Genomic DNA, 20,854 nt, shown 5'->3' with positions numbered 1-20,854 from the left:
GAGCGAGCTGGACGCTACAACAGCGTGGCGCGCGAGCGCTGCAGCCAGTCGTTGATCGCCGGGTCCAGCCGCGGGTCGTCCGGCAGCTGCACGCCGAAGCGCTGCTGCAGCACGTCGCGCACGTCACCGACATCGTGCAGTGGGCGCTTGTCCGGCGCCTGCCCGGGCCGGTATTCGGTGTAGTTGCCGCTGCCGATGGTGCGGCGCCAGTCCGGCCCGGTCAGTGACGCACGCAGCTGGCCCGGAAAGCTGGAATCAGGATGGGTGCACACGTACCAGTTGCCCACCACGTTGTCGATCGGCGCAGGCACCTGCAGGTCGAACCGGTACATCGCCCGCCACTCGTTGCTGGATTCGACCGACAGCACGAAGTCGCCGTCGTCCGGCAGGCGCTGCAGCCGGTAGCGCTCGTGCGGAGTGGACTGGGGCTGCGCCTCGTGCAGGCGCAGCGGCACGGTGGGGGTCAGGCTGCCGAACCCGGCATCCACCAGCCAGTCATCACCGTCCACCCGCACGCGCAACAGCAGGTGGGTGCGCGCGGTCAGCTCGCCGCCCTGCGCGGCCAGCAGCACGCGTGCGCTCAACGGCTGCGCATCAAAGCCCAGCGCCTGCAACAGGGCCAGCAAGCCGCCATTGAGCTCGAAGCAGTAGCCACCCCGGCGTTCGTCGAGCAGCTTGCGTTGCACGCTGTCCAGGTCGATCGGCACTGCATCGCGCAGCAGGCAGCTGAGCGTCTCGAACGGCAGCAGTGCGTTGTGGCGCTGCTGCAGCAGGGTCAGCCCGGCCAGCGTCGCTGGAGGCGGCGCATCCAGCTGCAGGCGTTGCAGGTAACGGGGGACATCGAGCGTGGCCATGGCGGCACCGTGCGGGGGAGGGAGGTCCACTGTGCTCCCCCAACCGGGGTTGAGGTCAAGCGCGCCCGCGGTGTCATCCCGCCGTCGCCTGCGCCCGGTACAAAGGCCGCGTGCGCCGGCAAGCGCGGGCAGGCATCGAACACAACCCTAAAGGTGCATCGATTCCGGCCGATACAGGTGCGTCTTTCCGCCTGGAGCCTGTCATGTCGGCCGTCGTTCCCCACCTCCGGTCCCTGCGCATGCGTCTTGCCACATGGCGCAGGGTGTTCCCCGGCCTGTTGCGCTGGTTGCAGCCGCATCGGCTCAGCGTGGCCAACAAGCTCAAGGCCACCCTGTGGGTCTGCGGCCTGGGCCTGGTGGCGATCGCCGCCGTCTACGCCTGGACCGGACACACCAGCGCGCAGGCCGCGCGCAACCAGGCCAGCTACCAGCATGGCAGTGATCTGGCTGCCCGCCTGGCCACGCAGGTGGCCGAAGCCCGCCGCCTGCAGACCCAGTATGCGCGGAGTTTCGATGACGCGGACCGCGATCAGCTGCTGGCCACGCAGACGGCGCTGCAGGCGGACCTGCGGGCATTGCGGGCGATGCCGATGGACGCCGGCCGGCGCAAGGCACTGCAGGCGCTGGTTGAAGCCGTGGACGCCTTCTCGCAGGGTGTGGCTGCACTGTTCGAGCGCGTGGATGAAATGGGACGGGGTGACGCCGGGCTCGCCGCGCAGCTGCAGCAGGCCGCTGATACGTTGCAGACCCGGGTGGATGCGCTGCAACGACCAGCACTGGCGCTGACGCTGCAGAAGATGCGCCGCCAGGAGGCGCTGCTGCTGCTCGACGGCGACGCGACCCATGCCGACCGTGCCAGTGAGGAAAAGCTGCCGTTCGACCTGGGGCTGGCCGGACTGCCGGCCGATGTGCAGGACACCCTGCGCAGCGGAATGGAAGGCTACCAGCGCGCGTTGCTGGCCTATACCGCCGCCCGCGTGGGCCTGGATGTGGAGACGCAGTCGCTGCTGGACACCGCCGCCGGCGTTGCTCCCGCGCTGGCCGCATTCCAGCAGGCCCAGGTATCGGCGCTGGCCACCGCACAGTCACGCCAGCAGACGGGCGCGCGCACCATGAGCGTACTGTTCGCGTTGACCCTGCTGCTGGTGGCCGGCGTGCTGATCACCAGCCTGGTACTGGTGCTGCGCGCGGTACGCCAGCCGATCCAGGACACGCTGCGCTTTGCCAGTGACATCGCCGACGATCGCCTCGACACCACCCTGCGCGTGTACAACGCCAACGATGAGATCGGCCAGCTGGCGCAACGCCTGGTCGACATGCAGCAGCGCCTGCGCGCACGCATCGATACCGAACGTGCGGTGGCCCGCGGCAATACCCGTGTGCGCCAGGCGCTGGACAGCGCGCAGACCGGGCTGATGGTGATCGATGCCGAGGGCCAGCTGGCCTACGCCAACCCGGCATTGCAGCAGCAGCTGGCGCTGCCGGCCGATGAGCTGGTGGGCCGCGAGGCGGTACGGCTGCACCCGGCACTGGCCAACCTGGTCGGCGTGCGCCAGCGTGAGGAACGCGAGATCGGCCATGCCGGCGTGCGCTACCAGCTGATCGCCAACGCCATCATCGATGACGGGCACTACCTCGGCGTGGCGGTGGAATGGCGCAGCCGCGCGCTGGAAACCCTGCTGGAAACCGAAGTGGCCGCGCTGGTCGATGCGGCCGCGCAGGGCGATCTGCATGGGCGTATCGAACTGGACGGCAAGCAGGGCTTCGTGCGCACGCTGTCAACCAGCATCAACCGTCTGCTGGCCACCTTCGAAGCCAATCTCGGCGATCTGCAGGCGCTGCTGGCGGCACTGGCCAGCGGCGATCTCAGTGTGCGCATGGGCGGTGATCTGCAGGGTGTGTTCGCGCGCATGCGCGATGATGCCAACGCCACCGTGGCGCAGCTGGGGCGTATCGTCACCCGCATCCAGCAAGCCACGTCGCATCTGGATACCGGCGTGGGCGAGATCGTCGCCGGCCATCACGACCTGTCGCAGCGCACCGAGCAGCAGGCCGCCAACCTGGAAGAGACGGCGGCCTCCATGCACGAACTGACCGATACGGTGGGCCGCAACGCCGACGCGGCGGCCCGTGCCGATGCGCTGGTACAGGGCGCGGCGGCGGTGGCGCAGCGCGGCGGGCAGGCCGTCGGTCAGGTGGTGGCGACCATGCAGGGCATCAGCGAGGCATCGCGCCGCATCGGCGACATCACCCAGCTGATCGATGGCATCGCCTTCCAGACCAACATCCTTGCGCTCAACGCGGCCGTGGAGGCCGCACGCGCCGGCGGGCAGGGCCGCAGCTTTGCCGTGGTGGCCGCCGAAGTACGGTTGCTGGCCCAGCGCAGTGCCGAAGCCGCCAAGCAGATCAAGGGATTGATCGAGGATTCGGTGGCGCGGGTCGGCCAAGGCAACCAGCAGGCCGAGCAGGCCGGCACCACAATGGGGGAGATCGTTGGCAGCGTGCAGCAGCTGGCGGACCTGCTGGCCGGTATCCGCAGCGCCTCGCATGAGCAGCATGCCGGCATCGCGCAGGTGAACCAGACCATCGTGCAGATGGAAGCCAGCACTCAACGCAACGCCAGTCTGGTGGAAGAGGCCGGTGCCTCCACTGCACAGATGCAGGCGCAGGTGCAGGCTCTGGCAGAGGCCGTGGGCGCGTTCCGGCTGCAGCCGGCGCAGCCGACGGCACGCGCAGCGGCCTGAACCTGCCCTGGTGGTGCCGTTCGTTGACCGGGACGATCATCGGAATGCCGGCCAGCGGCCGGCACTACCGACGGGCTCAATACACGTCGCGGCGGTAGCGGCCGTTCTCCAGCAGCGTTTCCACCGCCTCATCACCGAGGGCTTCACGCAGCACCTGGTCCACGCCTTCGGCCATGCCCTGCAACGAACCGCAGACGTGGATCACCGCGCCGCGCTGCATCCAGTCGCGCAGTACATCGCAGGCCGCGCGCAGCCGATCCTGCACGTAGCCACCGTCACCATCGCGCGAGAACGCCAGGTCCACCCGCTGCAGATGGCCCTCGGCCTGCCAGGCTTCGATCTCTTCGCCGAACAGGAAGTCGTGCGCACGCTGGCGTTCGCCGAACAGCAGCCAGTGCCCGTGCGCGCCGGCATGTGCAGCTTCGCGCAGCAGGCTGCGCAGGCCGGCGATGCCGGTGCCATTGCCGATCAGCACCATCGGCGCTGCGGCTACGCGATGGAAACCCGGGTTGCGGTGCACGCGGGCAACGATGCCAGTGCCCACCGGGGCATGCAGCGACAGCCAACCCGAGCCCAGCCCGGGGCGACCGGCCGGGTCGTGCGTCAGCCGCACCACCAGTTCCACTGCGCCATCCTGCGCAGCGGAGGCAATCGAGTATTCGCGTCCGGGCAGCACGGGCAGGCCGGCCAACCACAGGCAGGCGTCCTGCACCACCAGCGCGGCATCGGCATCGGGCAGTTCGCGTTCGCTGGCCAGTGCCAGCAGCGTGCGTGGTTGACCCTCCACCAGCAGGGGTTGCAGCGGATCCAGCCCGTGCGCCTTCAGTACCGCGCTGGCATGTCGTGCGCTGTGGCGGGGCGACACATGCAGGATGTCACCGGCCTGCCACTGCACCTGCGCCGGGGCTGCCAGGCGGATGCGCCAGATCGCACCGCCGACGCTGCCGGGATTGAGCCGCTCGCGGCCAAGCAATCGCCAGTCGTGCATCACCGTGGCCGATGGCAGCACGCTGTCATCGGTGGCGATTCCGGTCAGGGTTGCCAGTTGCAGCTGCCATTGGCGCAGGGCCGGTAGCGCTGCGGCATCCACATCGATGCGTTCGAACAGCGGGCGTGCGCCATTGTCGATCAGCCAGCTGTCGACCTGGCGGCCAAAGCCACAGAAATGCGGATACTGGCGATCCCCCAGCGCCAGCAGACCGAATTCCAGGCCCGACAGGTCCGGGCGTTGTGCAAGCAGCTGTCGCGCGGCGCGTCGTGCCGCATCCGGTGGCTCGCCATCGCCGAAGGTACTGAGCACCAGCAGCGCGTGCGTGCTGCGCTGTAGTTCGGCCGCATCGACGCGGGCCAGCGGCAGCACCCGCACCGCATGGCCGGCGGCCTGCACCTGCGCCGCTGCGCGCCAGGCCAGCTGCTCGCCCAGCCCGCTCTGGCTGGCGTGCACCACCAGCCACGGCGCAGCGCCGTCATCGGCGGCGGCGACCGGCAGCGACCGGCGCAGGCCGCGCGCCGCGCGCTGGCTGCGGCGGCGATCGAGGTACAGCATCCAGCCGGTGATGAAGAACAGGCTCATGCCCAGGCTGCTGAGCATCACCACCACACGCCCCGGCACACCGAAGTAACTGCCCGAGTGCAATGCGAACACGCTGGTGGCCAGCTGTCCGCCAGCGCCCTGGCGCGCATAGGGGCGCGCATCGAGGACCGCACCACTGGCCGGGTCCAGCTGCAGCAGATCATGGGCGCGATCATGGTGGCCACCGCGCTGCGACCGATCGCCGGCCATCACCCGGATGTTCAGAGGCTGGCCTGGCTTTTCCGGCAGGCGCAGGTCGATGAAGCCGGTGCGCACGCCGGGCAACGCATACAGCGTGGCTTCGACGCGCTGCAGGTCCAGCGTCGCATCGACGGGCACCTTGTGCTTGGCCGCAGGTGCGACGCCGAGCAGGGTATTGGCGGCGCTGCGGTACCAGTCGAACGACCACCACAGGCCGGTCAGCGCGCTCATCAGGTAGATCAGCAGCACCCAGGTACCGACCACCGAATGCAGGCTCCACAGGAAGCCACGGCCGCTGCGCTTCCATTCCACCGCCAGCCAGCTGCGCCAGTGCCACCAGCGCCGTGGCCAGCGCAGGTACAGGCCGGACAGGGTGAAGAACAACAGGGCGATCGCGCAGCTGCCGGTGATCCATTTGCCGCGTTCACCGGCAGCGAGGTGGCGGTGCAGGTCTTCGACGAAATCAAAGAATGCCTGCCCGCGCAGCGCGCTGAAGCGTTCGCCGCTGTAGGGGTCGAAGTACACCCAGTGTTCTTTGCCACCGGCAAAACGCGCCACCGAGGGACGTTGCCCGGTCGCATCCACGCGCAGGCGCTGCAGGGGACGCTCGCTGCCGGCCTGCAGCAGCGGCACCAGTTCGCTGAGCGCAAGCGGGTGCTGGCCGTCGGCATGGTGTTCGGCGATCTCGGCGAAACCGGGATTGCCCGCGCGCAGCAGTTCGTCCTCGAAGGACAGCGCCGCGCCGCTGAGGCCCATGACGGCCAGGACGGCACCGGCGGTGATGCCCAGCAGCCAGTGCAGTTGGAACAGGACGTTCTTGAACATCGAAGGAGAGGGGCCCGGGAGGCTGCCGCCCGCATCCTGCGCAACAGCAAATGAGAATTAGTCGCGGAATTCTCCGTGGCGTCTCGGCTGTGGTCAAGCAGGGGGGATCGGCCAGGCGGCGCCCGGCCCCCGCTTCAGGCCAAGGCAACAGCAACAGCAACAGCAACAGGTGCATTCCGTGGGATGGCGGGGTGGGTCCGGTTGCGGGGGACGCCGTGAATACGTCCCTGCAAGCTCGGTCGCGCCATCCATGGCGCTCACGCCCCCGCAACCGGACCCACCCCGCCTTCGACAGATTTCCGCGATCTGTCGGAAATGCTCTGGGGGTCAGATCCGTTTTCCTGCGGAGAACGGATCTGACGTCGAATTTCATTCGACATCTGACAGATGTGTCGACCAAGGTCGACACCTACCTACAGCACCTGGAATCTGTCGAAGGCGGGGTACTGTGGGCGTGCGGGGTGTGAGCCGCATGGGCCCGAGGCATGCCTCGGGCGGGTTGGGCAGGACGCCCAACCCCGGTCTTGCCGTGTGCGCAGGACAGCGCACACGAGCAAGCGGCGACCAAGCCCCATGGATGAGTTCACGGCGGCCCCGCACGCCCACAGTGCCTCGCCATCCCACGGGAAGCCTGCTGTAGCTGCTACTTCGGCTGTTGCTCTGGCCTGAAGCGGGTGCAGGGTGCAGCCCTGCCGAACCCTCACTTCACCCAGCGGTCGATCTCGCCGTGCGCGAACGGTCCCAGCTTCGCCTTCACCATGCGCCCCTGCGCATCGAACAGCACGCTGTAGGGCAGCAGGCCCTGGGTATTGCCCAGCTGCACACTGGCATCGCGCGGGCCCGGCGTCTCGATCACGATCGGGTAGTCCACCGGCACCCGTTGCAGGAAGCGGCGCACGTCCTCCGGCGTATCCAGGGCCAGACCCAGCACCTGCACCCCGTCGTCGCCCTGGGCATGGGCGAAACGGGCCAGTTCAGGCATCTCCTCCACGCACGGCGCGCACCAGCTGGCCCAGACGTTGACCAGCAACGGGCGACCGCTGAAGCGCTGCTGCAGGTCCAATGGCCGGCCCTCGAGGTCGGGCAGCGACAGGGCCGGCATCCGGTCTCCGGCCTGCAGTGGGGGCGGTGCAGGCACGGCTGCAGGTGCAGGCGTTGCGGCAACCGGGGCCGCCGGGGTGGGGCCCAGCCGGTGCCCGGCCCACAGGCCCAGGCCGGCGGCCAGTACCGCTGTCCACAGCAGCGCTGGCCGTTGCCACTTCATCGTGCGGTGCGCAGCAGCGCTTCCTCCACCACCGCCTGGGTCAGCAGGGTCGGCAGCACGGTCGGCGGTGCGCCGGGGCCGTACACCACGTACAGCGGCACACCCACCGCCTTGTGCTCTTCCAGGAACGTGGTGATCTGCGGGTCGACATTGGTGTAGTCACCGCGCATGTATACCGCGTTGGTGCGCTTGAGCAGCTCCTTGAACTCCGGGCGCGACAGCACCGCACGCTCGTTGGCCTTGCAGCTGACGCACCAGTCGGCGGTCATGTTGACGAACACCACGCGGTTGTCGGCGCGCAGGCGGTCCAGCAGTTGCGGGGAGTATTCGACCACGTTGTCGCTGGCCGCCTGCGCCGCCCGCGCCGGTGGTTCCAGCTGGGTCACGCTCCATGCCGGCACCAGTGCGCCGATCGCCAGCAGGACGCCCAGCAGGGTCACCGCCCGCGAGCCGGTCCAGCGGTTGCGTTCGAACAGCCACAGGCCGAAGGCGAACAGCAGCAGGCCGCCCAGCACCAGCGCCATGCCGTCCACGCCGCGCTGCTTGCCCAGCACCCACAGCAGCCACAGCGCGGTGGCATACATCGGGAAGGCCAGCACATGCTTGAGCGTTTCCATCCACGGGCCCGGCTTGGGCAGGCGGCGCGCCAATGCGGGCACGAAGCCGACCAGCAGGAACGGCAACGCCAGGCCCAGGCCGAGGAACAGGAAGACCGTCATCGCCTTCAGCGGCGGGGCGATGAAAGCGTAGGCAATCGCCCCGCCCATGAACGGGCCGACGCAGGCGCTGCCGACCACACAGGCCAGCGCGCCGGTGAAGAAGTCGCCGGCGGGACCGCTGCGGCTGGCCAGCGACTGGCCCAGATTGCCGATGCCGCCACCGAGGGTGAACACGCCGGACAGGCTCAGGCCCACCGCGAACATGATGTAGGCCAGCGTGGCCACCACGCCCGGATGCTGCAGCTGGAAGCCGATACCGACCGCGTTGCCGATCGCGCGCAGGCCAACCATCAACGCGCCGATCACCGCGAACGCGACCAGCACGCCCAGCGTGTACCAGAGCGCGTGGCTGCGTGCGCGCTGCGGGCTTTCGCCGCTCTGCGCCAGGCTCAGCACCTTCAGCGACAGGATCGGCAGTACGCACGGCATCAGGTTCAGCACCAGGCCACCGGCCAGCGCCAGCAACAGCACCCACACGAACGAGCGGTCCGGATTCGGCGTGCTCGCCGGTGGGCGCGTGCGCAGGGCGTTGTCACCGCGGGCATCGGCGGCGAACTCATTGCCGGTGCTGGCCCCCGCAGCGCCGGCGGCAAGCGGAGCGCCGGCATCGGTGTTGGGTACGGTCGGCAGCAGGCGCAGCGTGGTGCCATTGGTGCCTTCGCGCGCCACTCCGGTGGCGGCGGGCAACGGGCTGATCACCTCGGTGCGTGGCGGTGCCTGGTCGGCGCTGGCATTGATCTTTCCCGCCGGGATCGACAGCTTCACCCGCCGCGTCATCGGCGGATAGCAGATGCCATCGGTCTGGCAGCCCTGGAAGGTCACCACCAGGGTGCTGTCGACCGCCTCGGATACCGTGCGGCGCAGTGGCAGCGGCACTTCCACCTGGTTGAAATACACCGAGACATCGCCGAAGTGCTCATCGCGATGCGACTGCGCGGCCGGCCAGCGCGGCTTGTCGGCCAGTACGCCGGCGCTGCCTTCCAGCTTCAGCGAGGTGCGGTCGCGATACAGGTAGTAGCCCGGCGCGGGGCTGAAGCGCAGCAGCAGGGTGTTGCCATCACTGGCGATGGCATCGAAGCCGAACGCCTGTTCCGACGGCAGCGGCAACGCCTGGCTGTTGCTGGCGGCGCCCGGCAGGCGCAGGCCGCCGCCGTTGCCGGCACCGGCCAGTGGGTTGTTGAACGGGCTGGCGGCACCGGTACGCGCGGCGGGTGCGGCAGCCTGGGCACCGCCACCGGGCAGGGTGACCTGCACCACGCGCTTCTGCGGTGGGTAACAGACCCCCGCATCGGCGCAGCCCTGGTAGCGCACTTCCAGGCTGATGGTGCCGGCCGCGTCGGTCGGCACGCCGGGCAGGGTGGCCAGCAGGCGCTCGCGATAGGTTTCAACTTCGCCGAAGAAGTCGTCGTGGTGCTTGTCGCCCTTCGGCATCTGCAACGCGCCGGCGTTGAACGCCGGGTCGGCCTTGACGCTGGTGCGGTGGCGATACAGGTAGTAGCCCGGTGCGATCTTGAACTGCAGTTGCACCTGGCCGCGCTCGGAGGCGGTGGCGGTCAGCGCGAACGCCTGGTCCACCGGCAGCAGGTCCTTCTCATCCAGCGCGAACGCCGGCAGCGAGAGCCACAACAGGGCGCACAAGGCAGCGCCACGCGCAAACAGAGTCTTCAATCAGTGTCCTCCCGGGTCTGTGCCCGGATCCAATCCAGATACGCCGGCAGACCGGCCCGGGTTTCGACCGCGATGCACTCCGGGAGTTCATACGGATGCAGTTCGACGATCCGGGCGATTGCGTCATCGACGCGGCTCGCGGTGGTCTTTACCAGCAGCTGCAGCTCGGCGTCGGTGGTGACCTCGCCCTGCCAGCGGTAGGTCGACTGCGCCCCCTCGAGCCGGGTCACGCATGCGGCCAGGCGCTCGCCGACCAGCGCGTGCGCGATGCGCTCGGCACTGGCCCGGTCCGGGCAGGTGGTCAACAGCAGCAGGACAGGTTCGACGGTCGACATGACCGTCGAGTATAGGGCCCCTGTCCGGCCGGGTCAGGACCGGACAGGGGCGATTGCAACTTCTTGGAGGCGGACTCAGTTGGCCAGCTGGCAGGTGGCCGGCTTGGCCGAAGTGAACAGGCCCGGGGTCGCCCACTCGGGGTGGTCGATGAACGGGTTGCGGTTGCCCTGGAAGCTGTAGACCACGTCGTTGCGGGCACGCTCGGCATCATCCGGCGGATCGGACAGGTGCCAATCGATCAGCGTCGACAGCAGGCCCATGTAGGCCGGCGAGCTGCTGGTCTTGACGATCTTGCTGCGGTCGTCGGTCAGCTCCAGGTCCGGCTCGGACTGGCCGGTTGCCGCGTCCTTGCCGCCCTCATAGCGGATCGCCATGTACATCACCGCACGCGCCATATCGCCCTTGCGCTTGCCCCACACCTCGAAGGTGCCGGTGTTGCCGTCCGGCGTGCGCACCCAGTTGGAATTGCCCGGGTAGCCGCCGCTGCCGCCGCCCTGGCCGTTGTTGGCCTCGGTGGCACGCTCGCCGCAGCCGGCGTCGCACTTGGCGAACGGCTTGTTGCCACGGTCGGCGTTCCACTGCGCATCGGTCAGGTACAGCATGTGGGTGTCGGTATACGGCGCGTACGGCAGGCCCTTGTCACCGGTGGTGCTGGCAAAGCCCAGCGAGTTCGGCCAGGTGTGCTCGCGGTTGTACTTCAGGCCACTGCCGCTGCCGGCGCGATCGGTCACCTTGGCGTAGCTGCGGTTGCGGTACGCATCGAGGATCCTGCCACTGTTGTTCGGGTCCTCGTCGGCGATCTCCAGGATGGTCCAGGTGCTGGTGCCCGAACCGCTGTACGGGTAGGCGGTGTGGCCCTTGATGGTGGCGTGCAGCGAGCAGCGCAGCTGGCTCGGGCTGGAGGTGTTCACCTTCGAGTAGTAGCCGGCCGGTACGCCCGGATTGCCAGGGTCGGGGTTGCCGCCGGTGCTGGCCACGGTGAAGGCGATGCGGCTGTCGGCGGCCGGGTGCGCGCCCTGCAGGTCGCTGATGCGCGCGGCGCGGATGTCGAAGCGGCAGGCTTCACCGGCCACCAGCGCGGTATTCGTGGACAGCTTCACGCTGCGGCCGCTGGCCGGGAAGGTCAGCGGCACGCTGCCGGAGGTGCCGCAGCTCAGCGCGAAGGCGCCACTGGCCAGGTTCACCGTCTCGCTGAACACCACTTCCAGATCGGCCGCGGCCGGGAAGGTGCTGCTGCCCTGCGCCGGGGTGGTGGTGGACACCGACGGCGGCGTGTTCGGGCCCGGGGTGCCGCCGCCGCTGAAGGTCTGGCCGTTGTTGCAGCTGCCGAAGGTCTGCCTGGCCGACTCGGCCCAGGTGAAGTGGGCGTACTGGCTGCCGCTGCCCGTCAGCTGCAGCGAGGTACCCGGCGCGGTGCTGTTGGTCTCGGCCACCGGAATGTTCTGGCTGGTCATGCCGGCGGCAGGGCCACCGGAGGCGGTGATGGCGCCCTCGTAGCTGAGGAACTGGACCACCTTGCCGCTGGCATCGACCAGGGCGATGCCGTCGTTCGGGCCGTTCTGCAGGCCGTTGGTCGGGTAGCTGACCACGGCGATGCTGGCGCTGCCGCAGCCGGCGGCGCTGCCGGCCGGGACCGGGTTGTTGGCGTAGACCGTGGCGGCCGACGGATTGCTGCCGTTGTACAGGTACAGGCGGTAGCCGGACAGATCCTCACCGGCGGTGGCCACCACCTCGATCGCTTCGCCGACGTCACCGGCGGCGGTGCTGTCGTCGTAGTGCAGTTCGTTGATGAAGACCTCGGCCTGGGCCGGCGCGGCGGCCAGCGCCAGCAGGCAGGCGGCGGCAAGCGGGGACAGCAATCGCATCGACAACTCCTTGTGATTGGGAATGCGCGGCCGAGCCTAAGGCCGATCCGGTGACACTTTGTCGTAAATGAACGTCAGATATCTGACAGTGCGACGCTGATCACCAAAAGTCGAGGGTGTCGGCGCGCGATTCGACGCGTTTCACCGGGCTGAACGTCTTCATGCAGGGCCGCATCGTGCGGCCTGGCCGCGACGAAATTTTTTCCGGGACCGCCCTTGAAAGGTCCGGGGCCAGCTCCATCTCTGTCCTGCTCCCGATTCGTCGGGCTTTTTCGCGAGCAATGCTGGCAGTCACCTGGGGTGAGTGCTAACATCGCCAGACTTTTTCAGACCAATCAATAACTTAAGAGGTCTCTCATGAGCATCAAGCCGCTGCACGACCGCGTTGTGGTCAAGCCGATCGAAGCCGACGAAATCTCCGCCGGCGGCATCGTGATCCCGGATTCGGCCAAGGAAAAGTCCACCAAGGGTGAAGTCGTGGCCGTCGGCCCGGGCAAGCCGCTGGACAACGGCAGCGTGCGCGCGCCGTCGCTGAAGGTCGGCGACAAGGTCATCTACGGCCAGTACGCCGGCAGCTCGTACAAGAGCGAAGGCGTCGAGTACAAGGTCCTGCGCGAAGACGACGTGCTCGCCATCATCGGCTGAGCCTCGACGCGACCTGCTTCATCCCCTGATTCCAAACACCCAGCCGCCGGGCATGGCCCGGCGCTACCAATGAGGTAACTGCAATGGCTGCCAAGGATATTCGTTTCGGTGAAGACGCCCGTTCGCGCATGGTGCGCGGCGTCAATGTTCTCGCCAATGCCGTCAAGGCCACCCTGGGCCCGAAGGGCCGCAACGTCGTGCTGGAAAAGAGCTTCGGCGCTCCGACCATCACCAAGGACGGCGTCTCCGTCGCCAAGGAAATCGAACTGGCTGACAAGTTCGAGAACATGGGCGCACAGATGGTGAAGGAAGTCGCCTCGCGCACCAATGACGACGCCGGCGACGGCACCACCACCGCCACCGTGCTGGCCCAGGCCCTGATCCGCGAAGGCGCCAAGGCCGTGGCCGCCGGCATGAACCCGATGGACCTCAAGCGTGGTATCGACAAGGCCGTCGTGGCCGCCGTCACCGAGCTGAAGAACATCTCCAAGCCGACCGCCGACGACAAGGCGATCGCCCAGGTCGGCACCATCTCGGCCAACTCGGACGAGTCGATCGGCCAGATCATCGCCGATGCGATGAAGGAAGTCGGCAAGGAAGGCGTCATCACCGTTGAAGAAGGCTCGGGCCTGGACAACGAGCTGGACGTGGTCAAGGGCATGCAGTTCGACCGCGGCTACCTGTCCCCGTACTTCATCAACAACCAGCAGTCGCAGACCGCTGACCTGGATGACCCGTTCATCCTGCTGCACGACAAGAAGATCTCCAACGTGCGTGACCTGCTGCCGGTGCTGGAAGGCGTCGCCAAGGCCGGCAAGCCGCTGCTGATCGTGGCCGAAGAAGTCGAAGGCGAAGCGCTGGCCACCCTGGTGGTCAACACCATCCGTGGCATCGTCAAGGTCGTGGCCGTCAAGGCTCCGGGCTTCGGCGACCGTCGCAAGGCGATGCTGGAAGACATGGCCGTGCTGACTGGCGGCACCGTGATCTCCGAAGAAGTGGGCCTGTCGCTGGAAAAGGCCACCATCAAGGACCTGGGCCGCGCCAAGAAGGTGCAGGTCTCCAAGGAAAACACCACCATCATCGATGGCGTGGGTGACAAGGCGGCCGTCGACGCACGCGTCGGCCAGATCAAGACCCAGATCCAGGACACCTCCTCCGATTACGATCGCGAGAAGCTGCAGGAACGCGTGGCCAAGCTGGCCGGCGGCGTTGCCGTGATCAAGGTCGGCGCCTCGACCGAAATCGAAATGAAGGAAAAGAAGGATCGCGTCGACGACGCCCTGCACGCTACCCGTGCAGCCGTTGAAGAAGGCGTGGTCCCGGGCGGCGGCGTGGCCCTGGTCCGTGCGGTCACCGCGCTGGCCGGCCTGAAGGGTGCCAATGAAGACCAGAACCACGGCATCCAGATCGCCCTGCGCGCGATGGAAGCCCCGCTGCGCGAGATCGTGGCCAACGCCGGTGAAGAGCCGTCGGTCATCATCAACAAGGTCAAGGAAGGCACCGGCAGCTTCGGCTACAACGCCGCCACGGGCGAGTTCGGCGACATGCTGCAGTTCGGCATCCTGGACCCGACCAAGGTGACCCGCTCGGCGCTGCAGAACGCGGCCTCGATCGCGGGCCTGATGATCACCACCGAAGCCATGGTTGCCGAAGCTCCGAAGAAGGACGAGCCGGCCATGGGTGGCGCCGGTGGCATGGGCGGCATGGGTGGCATGGGCGGCATGGACTTCTAAGTCCCCGCGTTGCCGATGCACCAGAAACCCCGCCGCAAGGCGGGGTTTTTTTGTGGGCGCGCTGGGCAATGCGGTCAGCGCACGAACGGCTTGTTCGCCCCGTATTCCCATTCCCACGGCACGCCGGTTTCACCCAGCACGAAGCGCACCAAGGCCGGGAACGCCGCCTCGGCGCGGACATCGTTGCCCAGGATCACCACGCAGCGCTGGCCCTGTTCGATGCACACCAGCGTATTGCCCACCGCATCATCATGGCCGCCCTTGTAGAAGCCGGCCCCCTGCGGGCCCTGGAACGTCACCACGCCCAGCCCCGCCGCCAGGTTCCGGTGCCGTTGTGCAGGCGGCAGCTCTGGCTGCAGGGTGGGGAACTGGCTGGCGGTGGTGATCGGCAGCTGCGGCCGCACCAGCTCCCGGCGCATCGATGCGGACAGCCCGTCGCCACGCACGTAGCCGGCGGCGAAGCGGGCCATGTCGGCGATGGTGGTATCCATGGACCCTGCCGCACGTACGCGGCTGCGCTCATCGTGCGGTTCGGTCGCGCCTTCTGCCGTCCAGCCATCGGCCAGGTTGGCGGCGAAATCCTCACGCCACATCATGCTGGTGCGGGTCATGCCGAAGCGGTCGAACACCTGCCGCTGCATCAATGTGCCGACGTCCTGGCCCAGCCGCCCACGCTCGATCACGAACTGCAACAGGATCAGCCCTTCGCCGGAATAGCCGTAGCGGCTGCCCGGATCGAAGTGGAACTTCAGGCGGCCATCGGGTTCCAGGAAGCCGAAGTTGGCAAAGCCACTGGAATGGTTGAGCAGCAGGCGCGGGGTGAGCTGGCGCCAGCGCGCATCATCGGCCAGCACGCGGTAGTCGGCGTACTTCTTCGGCTCGGGCGCATAGTCCGGCAGGGGCTTGTCCAGCGCCGCAGCGATGCTGGCATCCAGCTCGATCTTCCTGTCCTGCGCCAGCTGTGCGACCAGGTGGCCGAACGCCATCTTGGTCAGCGACGCGGCATACATCACGGTGTCGGTGCGCAGCGGCTCGCCTGCGGCATTGCGCTCGCCGTAGGCGGCCACGTGCACCACCTTGCCGCCATCGATCACCGCCAGCGCCATGCCGCGCGCGTGCGCGGCCCGCATCAGCCGCTGCGCTTCGGTGTCGATGCGGGCCGGCGTGGGTACCGGAGGTGGGGCGGCCAGCACGGCCAGCGGGAACAGCGTCAGCAACAACAGGGCAGCACGGCGCATGCGTGGACCTCCTGGCGGGACGTGGCGCGATGCTACGCCAGCCGGTCGCCGGCGTCATGGCCCGGCCTCAGCTGTCGGACGGGCGGCGCAGGCAGATCCGCGCCGCGCCGGTGCTGATGTCGACCTGGCCGCCGCGCATGGCATCGGCGCCGAGGATCAGCGCGGGGCGCTTATCCAGTCCGATGGCCTTGAACACCGGCAGCTCGCTGATCCTGACCTCCATGGCCGGGTGCTGCCAACCGGCGCTGTGCATGCCGGGCAGGGTATACAGCCAGGTCGGGTGCGGCTTCCCGCCCAGGCCTTCGGTGCCATTGCTGCGCACGCGCACGCGCGGATCGCTGCCATCGGTGCGCAATCCCAGGGCGCGCGCAGCGGCATCGTTGAGTACGGTCTGCGCGGCGCCGGTATCGACCACGGCCACGGCAGCGATGTTCGTTCCGCCGAAGGCAAGGGTGATGAATCCGAAATCGCGCAGGCCCTCGGCGCGGTCCGGCATTGCATTGGACTGGCAGCTGTCATCGTCGAAGGGGAGGGTGCCGGTTCTCGACAACGACAGCTCACCTCGAACGAAGTCCCACCGGGTGTCCCAGCGTGCGGTCAGGTCATTGCCGACCAGGCCGTCGATGGCGGGATCGTCGCCCTCGGTCAGCGACGCCAGATCGGCCTGCAGCGCGCTGGCCTGCAGCAGCCAGCTACCCAGCTGCCACGTGGTGGTGCGTATGCGCCGCAGCTGCGCGCCCGAGGTACTGGCGCCCTGCGCGATCGAGACTTCGGCCTTGCCATCGACGAGGCCATATCGGCGTGCCACACGACCATCAACCAGTGTCGCGCCTGCGGCGCTGTCGACCACGAAGCGCAGCGGTTCGGCCCGGCCATCCAGCGAGAGCGCCACGGTCGGGTGCCCGCCCTGCATCCACATCGGCAGTACATGTTCGGGGGTGCCGGCGGCCAGCGTGGGGAAGGCGGCGGCAAGCAGGGGCAGCAGGGTGAGGCGCACGGGAAGTCTCCGGGGTTGAACGGGGAGGCCCATTGGCGCGCATCGGCGTATCGCCGGAACATCGGCGTTGATACCGTCCTGATACACACCTGCACGATACTAACCGCATGAACACTCCAGCCCGGGTCATCGTTGTCGATGACGATGCCAGCATCCGTGATGCCATTGCCGACTGCCTGCTGCTGCACGGCTACCAGGTGCGCGCGGCCGCCGATGCCGCAGCGTTGGATGTGCTGCTGCAGAGCGAGCGCCCGGACGCGATCATCCTGGACTGGATGATGCCCGGCGAGGATGGCCTGTCGGTATGCCGCCGGCTGCAGGCGCGCGCCATTCCGATCCTGATGCTGTCGGCAATGGGCACCGCGCCGGACCGGGTGATCGGCCTGGAGATGGGGGCCGATGACTATCTGGGCAAACCCTTCGATCCGCGCGAACTGCTGGCGCGGGTGCGCGCACTGCTGCGCCGGCAGGACAAACTGCGCACCCAGGTAGCCAGCGAGCTGCGTTTCTGCGGCTGGCGATTGTTTCCCGAACAGCGCCGCCTGCTTGCCCCCGATGGCGGCGAGCTGGCGCTCAGCCGTGGCGAGTTCGCCTTGTTGCTGGCGCTCGCCGAGCGTGCCGGGCGGGTGCTGGGGCGCGAGCAGCTGCTGTCGTTGACCCGTGGCGAGGACAGCGAGAGCGTCGACCGTGCCATCGACCTGGCGATCAGCCGCCTGCGCCGCAAGCTGGGCCAGGCAGCACCCGGCGCCGAGGCACTGGTGCAGACCCTGCGCGGCGAAGGCTACCGCTTCGACGCCGAGGTACAGGTGCTGTGAGGGCGCGCTGGTCCACCGCGCGCTGGATCGCGATGCTGGCCCTGGCCAGCCTGCTGCTGGCGACCCTGGTCAGCGTGGCGGTAGTGGGCTGGATGCCGCGACCGGCGCCGCCGCCGATGCGGCTGGACCAGGCCATGCAGGTGCTGCGTGGTGAACGCTCTGCCGCGGCGCTGGGCCTGCACCTGGAAACCCGCGTGTCTGCACCCGAGGGCATCAGCAATGACTGGCTCACCCATCTGGTGGCCGCGCAGCTGGGGCAGCCGCTGGAGCAGGTGAAGCTGGTCTGGAGCAGCCGCGGCAAGGCGCCGGAGGTGCAGGTCATCGAAGGCGGCGCTGTGCTCGACGCCAAGGCGCGTGCGGATGCGTTGCAGGCACAGGTCGCGGTGCTGACCGCCATGCAGTGGACGCCGTTCGAACTGGCCGTGCGCCGGGCCGATGGTCGATGGCAGGTGGTGGGCAGCGACCACAGCGATCTGGCAGCGTGGCGCCGGCAGGTCGTGCTGGCGCTGGTGGCGGGAACCGTACTGCTGGCACCGCTGGCCGCCTGGGCAGCGATCCGCCTCGGCCGACCCCTGCGGCGGCTGGCCGAGGCCAGCGCCAACGTGGACCTGCAGGCCACTACACCGCTTCCGGACGATGGCCCGCGCGAGGTGCAGGTACTGGCCCGCGCGATCAGTGCCGGGCGCGAGCGGTTGCACGAACAGGCGCAGGAGATGACCCGCATGCTCGCTGCCGTCGCGCATGATCTGCGCACACCGTTGACCGGCCTGCGCCTGCGTGCGGAGTTCGCGCCACCGCAACAGGCGGCGCGGATGGTGGCCGACATCGAGCGCATGGACACGATGATCGAGCAGGTGCTCGACTATGCACGTGGTGAGCTGCAACCCTTGCAGATGCGCCCACTGGACCTGGCCGCGCTGCTGGAGGAATGCGTGCAGAGCGCGCTGCTACGCGGCGTCGAAATCTCCCTCGATGGGCCGGATGCGCTGCCGTGGCAGGGCGACGCGCTGTTGCTGCGGCGGGCGATCGACAATCTCATCGACAACGCCGATCGCTACGCGGGCGTGGTAGAGCTGCGGGCAGCTGTGTCCGGCAAGAGGGTGCAGCTGGACGTGATGGATCGTGGCCCCGGCATCGACGAGGCCGACCGTGCGCGCCTGCTGCAGCCATTCCAGCGCAGCGAGAGCTCGCGCAGCCGCGCCACCGGTGGCACCGGGCTGGGCTTGGCAGTCGCCGCCAACGCCGCGCGGCGGCATGGCGGCGAGCTGCTGCTGTTGCCCCGCGAAGGTGGCGGGCTGATCGCCCGGCTGCTGCTGGCCACGCATTCCTGACCTCAACGCCTGATCGACCTGAGCGTACTTTTCATATTATGATTAGGCGCCTAATCATAATGATGCGACCGATGATCGAAGCCAAGCACCATGCCCTGCTGGAGGAAGCACAGCGACGTGGTCACGCCAATGTCGCCCAGCTGCGTCTGTGCTTCCAGCTGCTGTCGCTGTCCTCGGCGATCGATCGCGACTGCGCCAGCCGGCTCGCGCCGCACGGGCTCAGTGAAGGCCGCTTCATCGTGCTGTTCCTGCTGCACGGTGCCGGTGGCACGCTGCCGCCGCATGAACTGGCCGAGCGCGCCGGCGTCACCCGCGCCACCATCAGCGGCCTGCTCGATGGCCTGCAGCGCGAAGGGCTGCTGCAACGTCGCAGCGATGCCGAAGATGGCCGTCGCCTGCAGATCGTGCTGACTGCGCAAGGCCGGCGCCTGGCCGAACGCCTGTTCGAACAGCACAGCAACTGGATCGGTGGCCTGTTCGACGGGCTGGATGCTGGCGAACAGCAGCAGCTTTCGCAGCTGCTGCACAAGGTCTGGCAGCACACCGATGCGGGTCGGGAGCCGGCAGCATGAGCGCCGCGATTCCGGCAGAGCGCCTTCGTGCGCTCAACACCGGCAGCACCGCCGCCACCCATCTGGCCGAATGCCTGGCAATGGACTTCGGTGCACTGCTGCCTGCGGTGGTGCCCATGCTGCAGGCGGCCGCCGTGCAACGCATGCGTGATGCAGCAGGCAAAGGCATCACCGTGCGCATGGCGTTGGCCGCGACGCTGCTGCGCGAAGCCGGGCAGGGTGATCCGCTGCAGTGGCAAGCGCACCCTTCCGACACCGTGCGTGGCTGGGCCTGCCATCTGATCGGCGGCGACAGTGCTGCATCCCTTGCGGCGAAGCTGCAGGCGATGCGTCCACTCGCCGATGACCCGCATTTCGGCGTGCGCGAATGGGCGTGGCTGGCACTGCGCATGGACATCGTGGCGGCACCGCTGCAGGCGCTTGAGCTGCTGCTGCCGTGGACAGATGAAGCATCGCCTTACCTGCGTCGCTTCGCCTGTGAAGCCCTGCGCCCGCGAGGCGTGTGGGCCACGCATATCGCGCTGTTCAAGCAGCATCCAGAACATGCATTGCCGATGCTTGAAGCCCTGGCCAACGACCCCGAGCGCTACGTGCAGGATTCGGTCGGCAACTGGCTCAACGATGCCGGCAAGACCCAGCCGCGCTGGCTGAGCGATCTGTGCGCGCGCTGGCAGCGTGGACACCACAGCAGCGCCAACGCCTACATCCGCAATCGCGCACTACGTTCGCTGCAGTAGTGCCGGCCGCTGGCCGGCAACCCTCAAACCCTCAAGGAAGAACGCCATGTCGCACACGCTCATCGAGCTCTACACCGCCACGCCCGCCTGGGCCGCACTGCCGCCCGAGCAACGCACCGCCTTCTTCGACCGCATCGGTGCGGGCATGCAGCATTTCGACCCGGCCCGCATCACGGCGGTAGCAATGGGCCGCGTTCTCTCCGGCGTAGCGCACGGTAGCAGCGAGCAGTTCTATGCTGTCTGGAGGTGCGAGAGCCGGGAAGACGCCGATGCCCTGGTCGAAGGCATTGCTGCCACCGGCTGGCATCGGTACTTCACCACCACCAACGCACTGGGTGCCGACGATGACATGGCACAGCACCTGACCGATCTGGCCGCGTTGTAGCAGCGCCTGCAGATGCCCACGGCACATGCGCCTGTCACCCGGACGCGATAAACAGTGCATTGCCCCTGTCATCCGCACGGAAGTCGATCATGCAGAGCACGCTCCAGGTAACGCTGTACGGCCCGCAAGGCGATACGCCCGCGCTGCAGCTGCCGCAGGTGGAAGGACCGTCGGTGGCGATCCCGGAACCGGTCCTGCGCCGGCTGGTGTCCGATCTCTACACCGCCCGTTCCCTGCTCAATCCCGAGCAGCTGGATGAGGCGCGGCAGGAGCTGGGGCGCGTGCTGGAGCGCTGGGCCGACATCCATGAGGGGTTGCTGCTGGATGTGGAAGTGCATGGCAAATGAGCGGT

Annotated in this window: 17 protein-coding genes; 9 read left to right on the top strand and 8 right to left on the bottom strand. The window is 68.3% G+C overall.

Annotation, left to right across the window (positions count from 1 at the left end; all coding sequences use genetic code 11):
- Positions 1 to 14: 14 nt before the first annotated feature.
- Positions 15 to 854, bottom strand: a complete 840-nt coding sequence (locus AC5YGJ_RS11415) for an arylamine N-acetyltransferase family protein (RefSeq protein ID WP_496186593.1) — start codon at positions 852 to 854, stop codon at positions 15 to 17.
- A gap of 203 nt (positions 855 to 1,057) precedes the next feature.
- Here AC5YGJ_RS11415 and AC5YGJ_RS11410 point away from each other — a divergent pair, with 203 nt between their 5' ends.
- Positions 1,058 to 3,598: a methyl-accepting chemotaxis protein gene (locus AC5YGJ_RS11410; RefSeq protein WP_496186592.1), complete on the top strand. Its 2,541-nt coding sequence runs from the start codon at positions 1,058 to 1,060 to the stop codon at positions 3,596 to 3,598.
- 76 nt (positions 3,599 to 3,674) lie between these two features.
- Here the strand turns inward: AC5YGJ_RS11410 and AC5YGJ_RS11405 are convergent, their stop codons facing one another.
- From AC5YGJ_RS11405 to AC5YGJ_RS11385, 5 genes are all read right to left on the bottom strand, one after another.
- A complete protein-coding gene (locus AC5YGJ_RS11405) occupies positions 3,675 to 6,197 on the bottom strand; it encodes a PepSY domain-containing protein (RefSeq protein WP_496186591.1) in 2,523 nt (840 codons plus the stop codon).
- A 700-nt stretch (positions 6,198 to 6,897) separates the two neighbouring features.
- Positions 6,898 to 7,461, bottom strand: coding sequence for a TlpA family protein disulfide reductase (locus AC5YGJ_RS11400; protein ID WP_496186590.1), 564 nt, complete (start codon positions 7,459 to 7,461; stop codon positions 6,898 to 6,900).
- Complete coding sequence (locus AC5YGJ_RS11395) at positions 7,458 to 9,848, bottom strand: protein-disulfide reductase DsbD family protein (RefSeq protein WP_496186589.1); 2,391 nt, start codon at positions 9,846 to 9,848, stop codon at positions 7,458 to 7,460. Before AC5YGJ_RS11395 ends, AC5YGJ_RS11400 begins: the two co-directional genes overlap by 4 nt.
- Positions 9,845 to 10,183, bottom strand: coding sequence for a divalent-cation tolerance protein CutA (gene cutA, locus AC5YGJ_RS11390; protein ID WP_249842717.1), 339 nt, complete (start codon positions 10,181 to 10,183; stop codon positions 9,845 to 9,847). Before cutA ends, AC5YGJ_RS11395 begins: the two co-directional genes overlap by 4 nt.
- A gap of 75 nt (positions 10,184 to 10,258) precedes the next feature.
- Positions 10,259 to 12,049, bottom strand: a complete 1,791-nt coding sequence (locus AC5YGJ_RS11385) for an endonuclease (RefSeq protein WP_249842718.1) — start codon at positions 12,047 to 12,049, stop codon at positions 10,259 to 10,261.
- A 357-nt stretch (positions 12,050 to 12,406) separates the two neighbouring features.
- On the opposite strand from AC5YGJ_RS11385, the gene AC5YGJ_RS11380 reads away from it, so the two are divergent.
- On the top strand, positions 12,407 to 12,694 hold the full coding sequence (locus AC5YGJ_RS11380; protein ID WP_049427125.1) for a co-chaperone GroES: 288 nt from the start codon (positions 12,407 to 12,409) through the stop codon (positions 12,692 to 12,694).
- Between the two features lie 83 nt (positions 12,695 to 12,777).
- A complete protein-coding gene (groL, locus tag AC5YGJ_RS11375) occupies positions 12,778 to 14,427 on the top strand; it encodes a chaperonin GroEL (protein ID WP_100443702.1) in 1,650 nt (549 codons plus the stop codon).
- Positions 14,428 to 14,501: 74 nt separating this feature from the next.
- On the opposite strand, the gene AC5YGJ_RS11370 is transcribed toward groL, so the two are convergent.
- The gene (locus AC5YGJ_RS11370) at positions 14,502 to 15,665 is read right to left on the bottom strand and encodes a serine hydrolase domain-containing protein (RefSeq protein ID WP_496186588.1); all 1,164 of its coding nucleotides are present in this window, start codon (positions 15,663 to 15,665) and stop codon (positions 14,502 to 14,504) included.
- Between the two features lie 67 nt (positions 15,666 to 15,732).
- Complete coding sequence (locus AC5YGJ_RS11365; protein ID WP_496186587.1) at positions 15,733 to 16,695, bottom strand: aspartyl protease family protein; 963 nt, start codon at positions 16,693 to 16,695, stop codon at positions 15,733 to 15,735.
- 74 nt (positions 16,696 to 16,769) lie between these two features.
- Here AC5YGJ_RS11365 and AC5YGJ_RS11360 point away from each other — a divergent pair, with 74 nt between their 5' ends.
- From AC5YGJ_RS11360 to AC5YGJ_RS11335, 6 genes are all read left to right on the top strand, one after another.
- Complete coding sequence (locus AC5YGJ_RS11360; RefSeq protein ID WP_496186586.1) at positions 16,770 to 17,477, top strand: response regulator transcription factor; 708 nt, start codon at positions 16,770 to 16,772, stop codon at positions 17,475 to 17,477.
- A 32-nt stretch (positions 17,478 to 17,509) separates the two neighbouring features.
- Positions 17,510 to 18,808, top strand: a complete 1,299-nt coding sequence (locus tag AC5YGJ_RS11355; RefSeq protein WP_496186626.1) for a sensor histidine kinase — start codon at positions 17,510 to 17,512, stop codon at positions 18,806 to 18,808.
- Positions 18,809 to 18,879: 71 nt separating this feature from the next.
- Entirely contained in the window at positions 18,880 to 19,380 is a 501-nt protein-coding gene (locus AC5YGJ_RS11350; RefSeq protein ID WP_496186585.1) for a MarR family winged helix-turn-helix transcriptional regulator, read from the top strand.
- Positions 19,377 to 20,117, top strand: coding sequence for a DNA alkylation repair protein (locus tag AC5YGJ_RS11345; RefSeq protein WP_496186584.1), 741 nt, complete (start codon positions 19,377 to 19,379; stop codon positions 20,115 to 20,117). The genes AC5YGJ_RS11350 and AC5YGJ_RS11345 overlap by 4 nt, the downstream gene beginning before the upstream one ends.
- 46 nt (positions 20,118 to 20,163) lie before the next feature.
- On the top strand, positions 20,164 to 20,502 hold the full coding sequence (locus AC5YGJ_RS11340; RefSeq protein ID WP_496186583.1) for a DUF6616 family protein: 339 nt from the start codon (positions 20,164 to 20,166) through the stop codon (positions 20,500 to 20,502).
- A gap of 89 nt (positions 20,503 to 20,591) precedes the next feature.
- Positions 20,592 to 20,849, top strand: coding sequence for a hypothetical protein (locus AC5YGJ_RS11335; protein WP_107231865.1), 258 nt, complete (start codon positions 20,592 to 20,594; stop codon positions 20,847 to 20,849).
- Positions 20,850 to 20,854 lie beyond the last annotated feature (5 nt).

The organism is Stenotrophomonas sp. CS3K5 (assembly GCF_059515225.1).
Note: the sequence above shows the minus strand (reverse complement) of the source record. Positions and strands in the feature narration are given on the sequence as shown.

Bases quoted from the DNA above. Each gene is read 5' to 3' on its own strand.
- AC5YGJ_RS11415 (WP_496186593.1), bottom strand. From the start codon at position 854: ATGGCCACGCTCGATGTCCCCCGTTACCTGCAACGCCTGCAGCTGGAT.
- AC5YGJ_RS11410 (WP_496186592.1), top strand. From the start codon at position 1,058: ATGTCGGCCGTCGTTCCCCACCTCCGGTCCCTGCGCATGCGTCTTGCC.
- AC5YGJ_RS11405 (WP_496186591.1), bottom strand. From the start codon at position 6,197: ATGTTCAAGAACGTCCTGTTCCAACTGCACTGGCTGCTGGGCATCACC.
- AC5YGJ_RS11400 (WP_496186590.1), bottom strand. From the start codon at position 7,461: ATGAAGTGGCAACGGCCAGCGCTGCTGTGGACAGCGGTACTGGCCGCC.
- cutA (WP_249842717.1), bottom strand. From the start codon at position 10,183: ATGTCGACCGTCGAACCTGTCCTGCTGCTGTTGACCACCTGCCCGGAC.
- AC5YGJ_RS11385 (WP_249842718.1), bottom strand. From the start codon at position 12,049: ATGCGATTGCTGTCCCCGCTTGCCGCCGCCTGCCTGCTGGCGCTGGCC.
- AC5YGJ_RS11380 (WP_049427125.1), top strand. From the start codon at position 12,407: ATGAGCATCAAGCCGCTGCACGACCGCGTTGTGGTCAAGCCGATCGAA.
- groL (WP_100443702.1), top strand. From the start codon at position 12,778: ATGGCTGCCAAGGATATTCGTTTCGGTGAAGACGCCCGTTCGCGCATG.
- AC5YGJ_RS11370 (WP_496186588.1), bottom strand. From the start codon at position 15,665: ATGCGCCGTGCTGCCCTGTTGTTGCTGACGCTGTTCCCGCTGGCCGTG.
- AC5YGJ_RS11365 (WP_496186587.1), bottom strand. From the start codon at position 16,695: ATGGGCCTCCCCGTTCAACCCCGGAGACTTCCCGTGCGCCTCACCCTG.
- AC5YGJ_RS11360 (WP_496186586.1), top strand. From the start codon at position 16,770: ATGAACACTCCAGCCCGGGTCATCGTTGTCGATGACGATGCCAGCATC.
- AC5YGJ_RS11355 (WP_496186626.1), top strand. From the start codon at position 17,510: ATGCTGGCCCTGGCCAGCCTGCTGCTGGCGACCCTGGTCAGCGTGGCG.
- AC5YGJ_RS11350 (WP_496186585.1), top strand. From the start codon at position 18,880: ATGATCGAAGCCAAGCACCATGCCCTGCTGGAGGAAGCACAGCGACGT.
- AC5YGJ_RS11345 (WP_496186584.1), top strand. From the start codon at position 19,377: ATGAGCGCCGCGATTCCGGCAGAGCGCCTTCGTGCGCTCAACACCGGC.
- AC5YGJ_RS11340 (WP_496186583.1), top strand. From the start codon at position 20,164: ATGTCGCACACGCTCATCGAGCTCTACACCGCCACGCCCGCCTGGGCC.
- AC5YGJ_RS11335 (WP_107231865.1), top strand. From the start codon at position 20,592: ATGCAGAGCACGCTCCAGGTAACGCTGTACGGCCCGCAAGGCGATACG.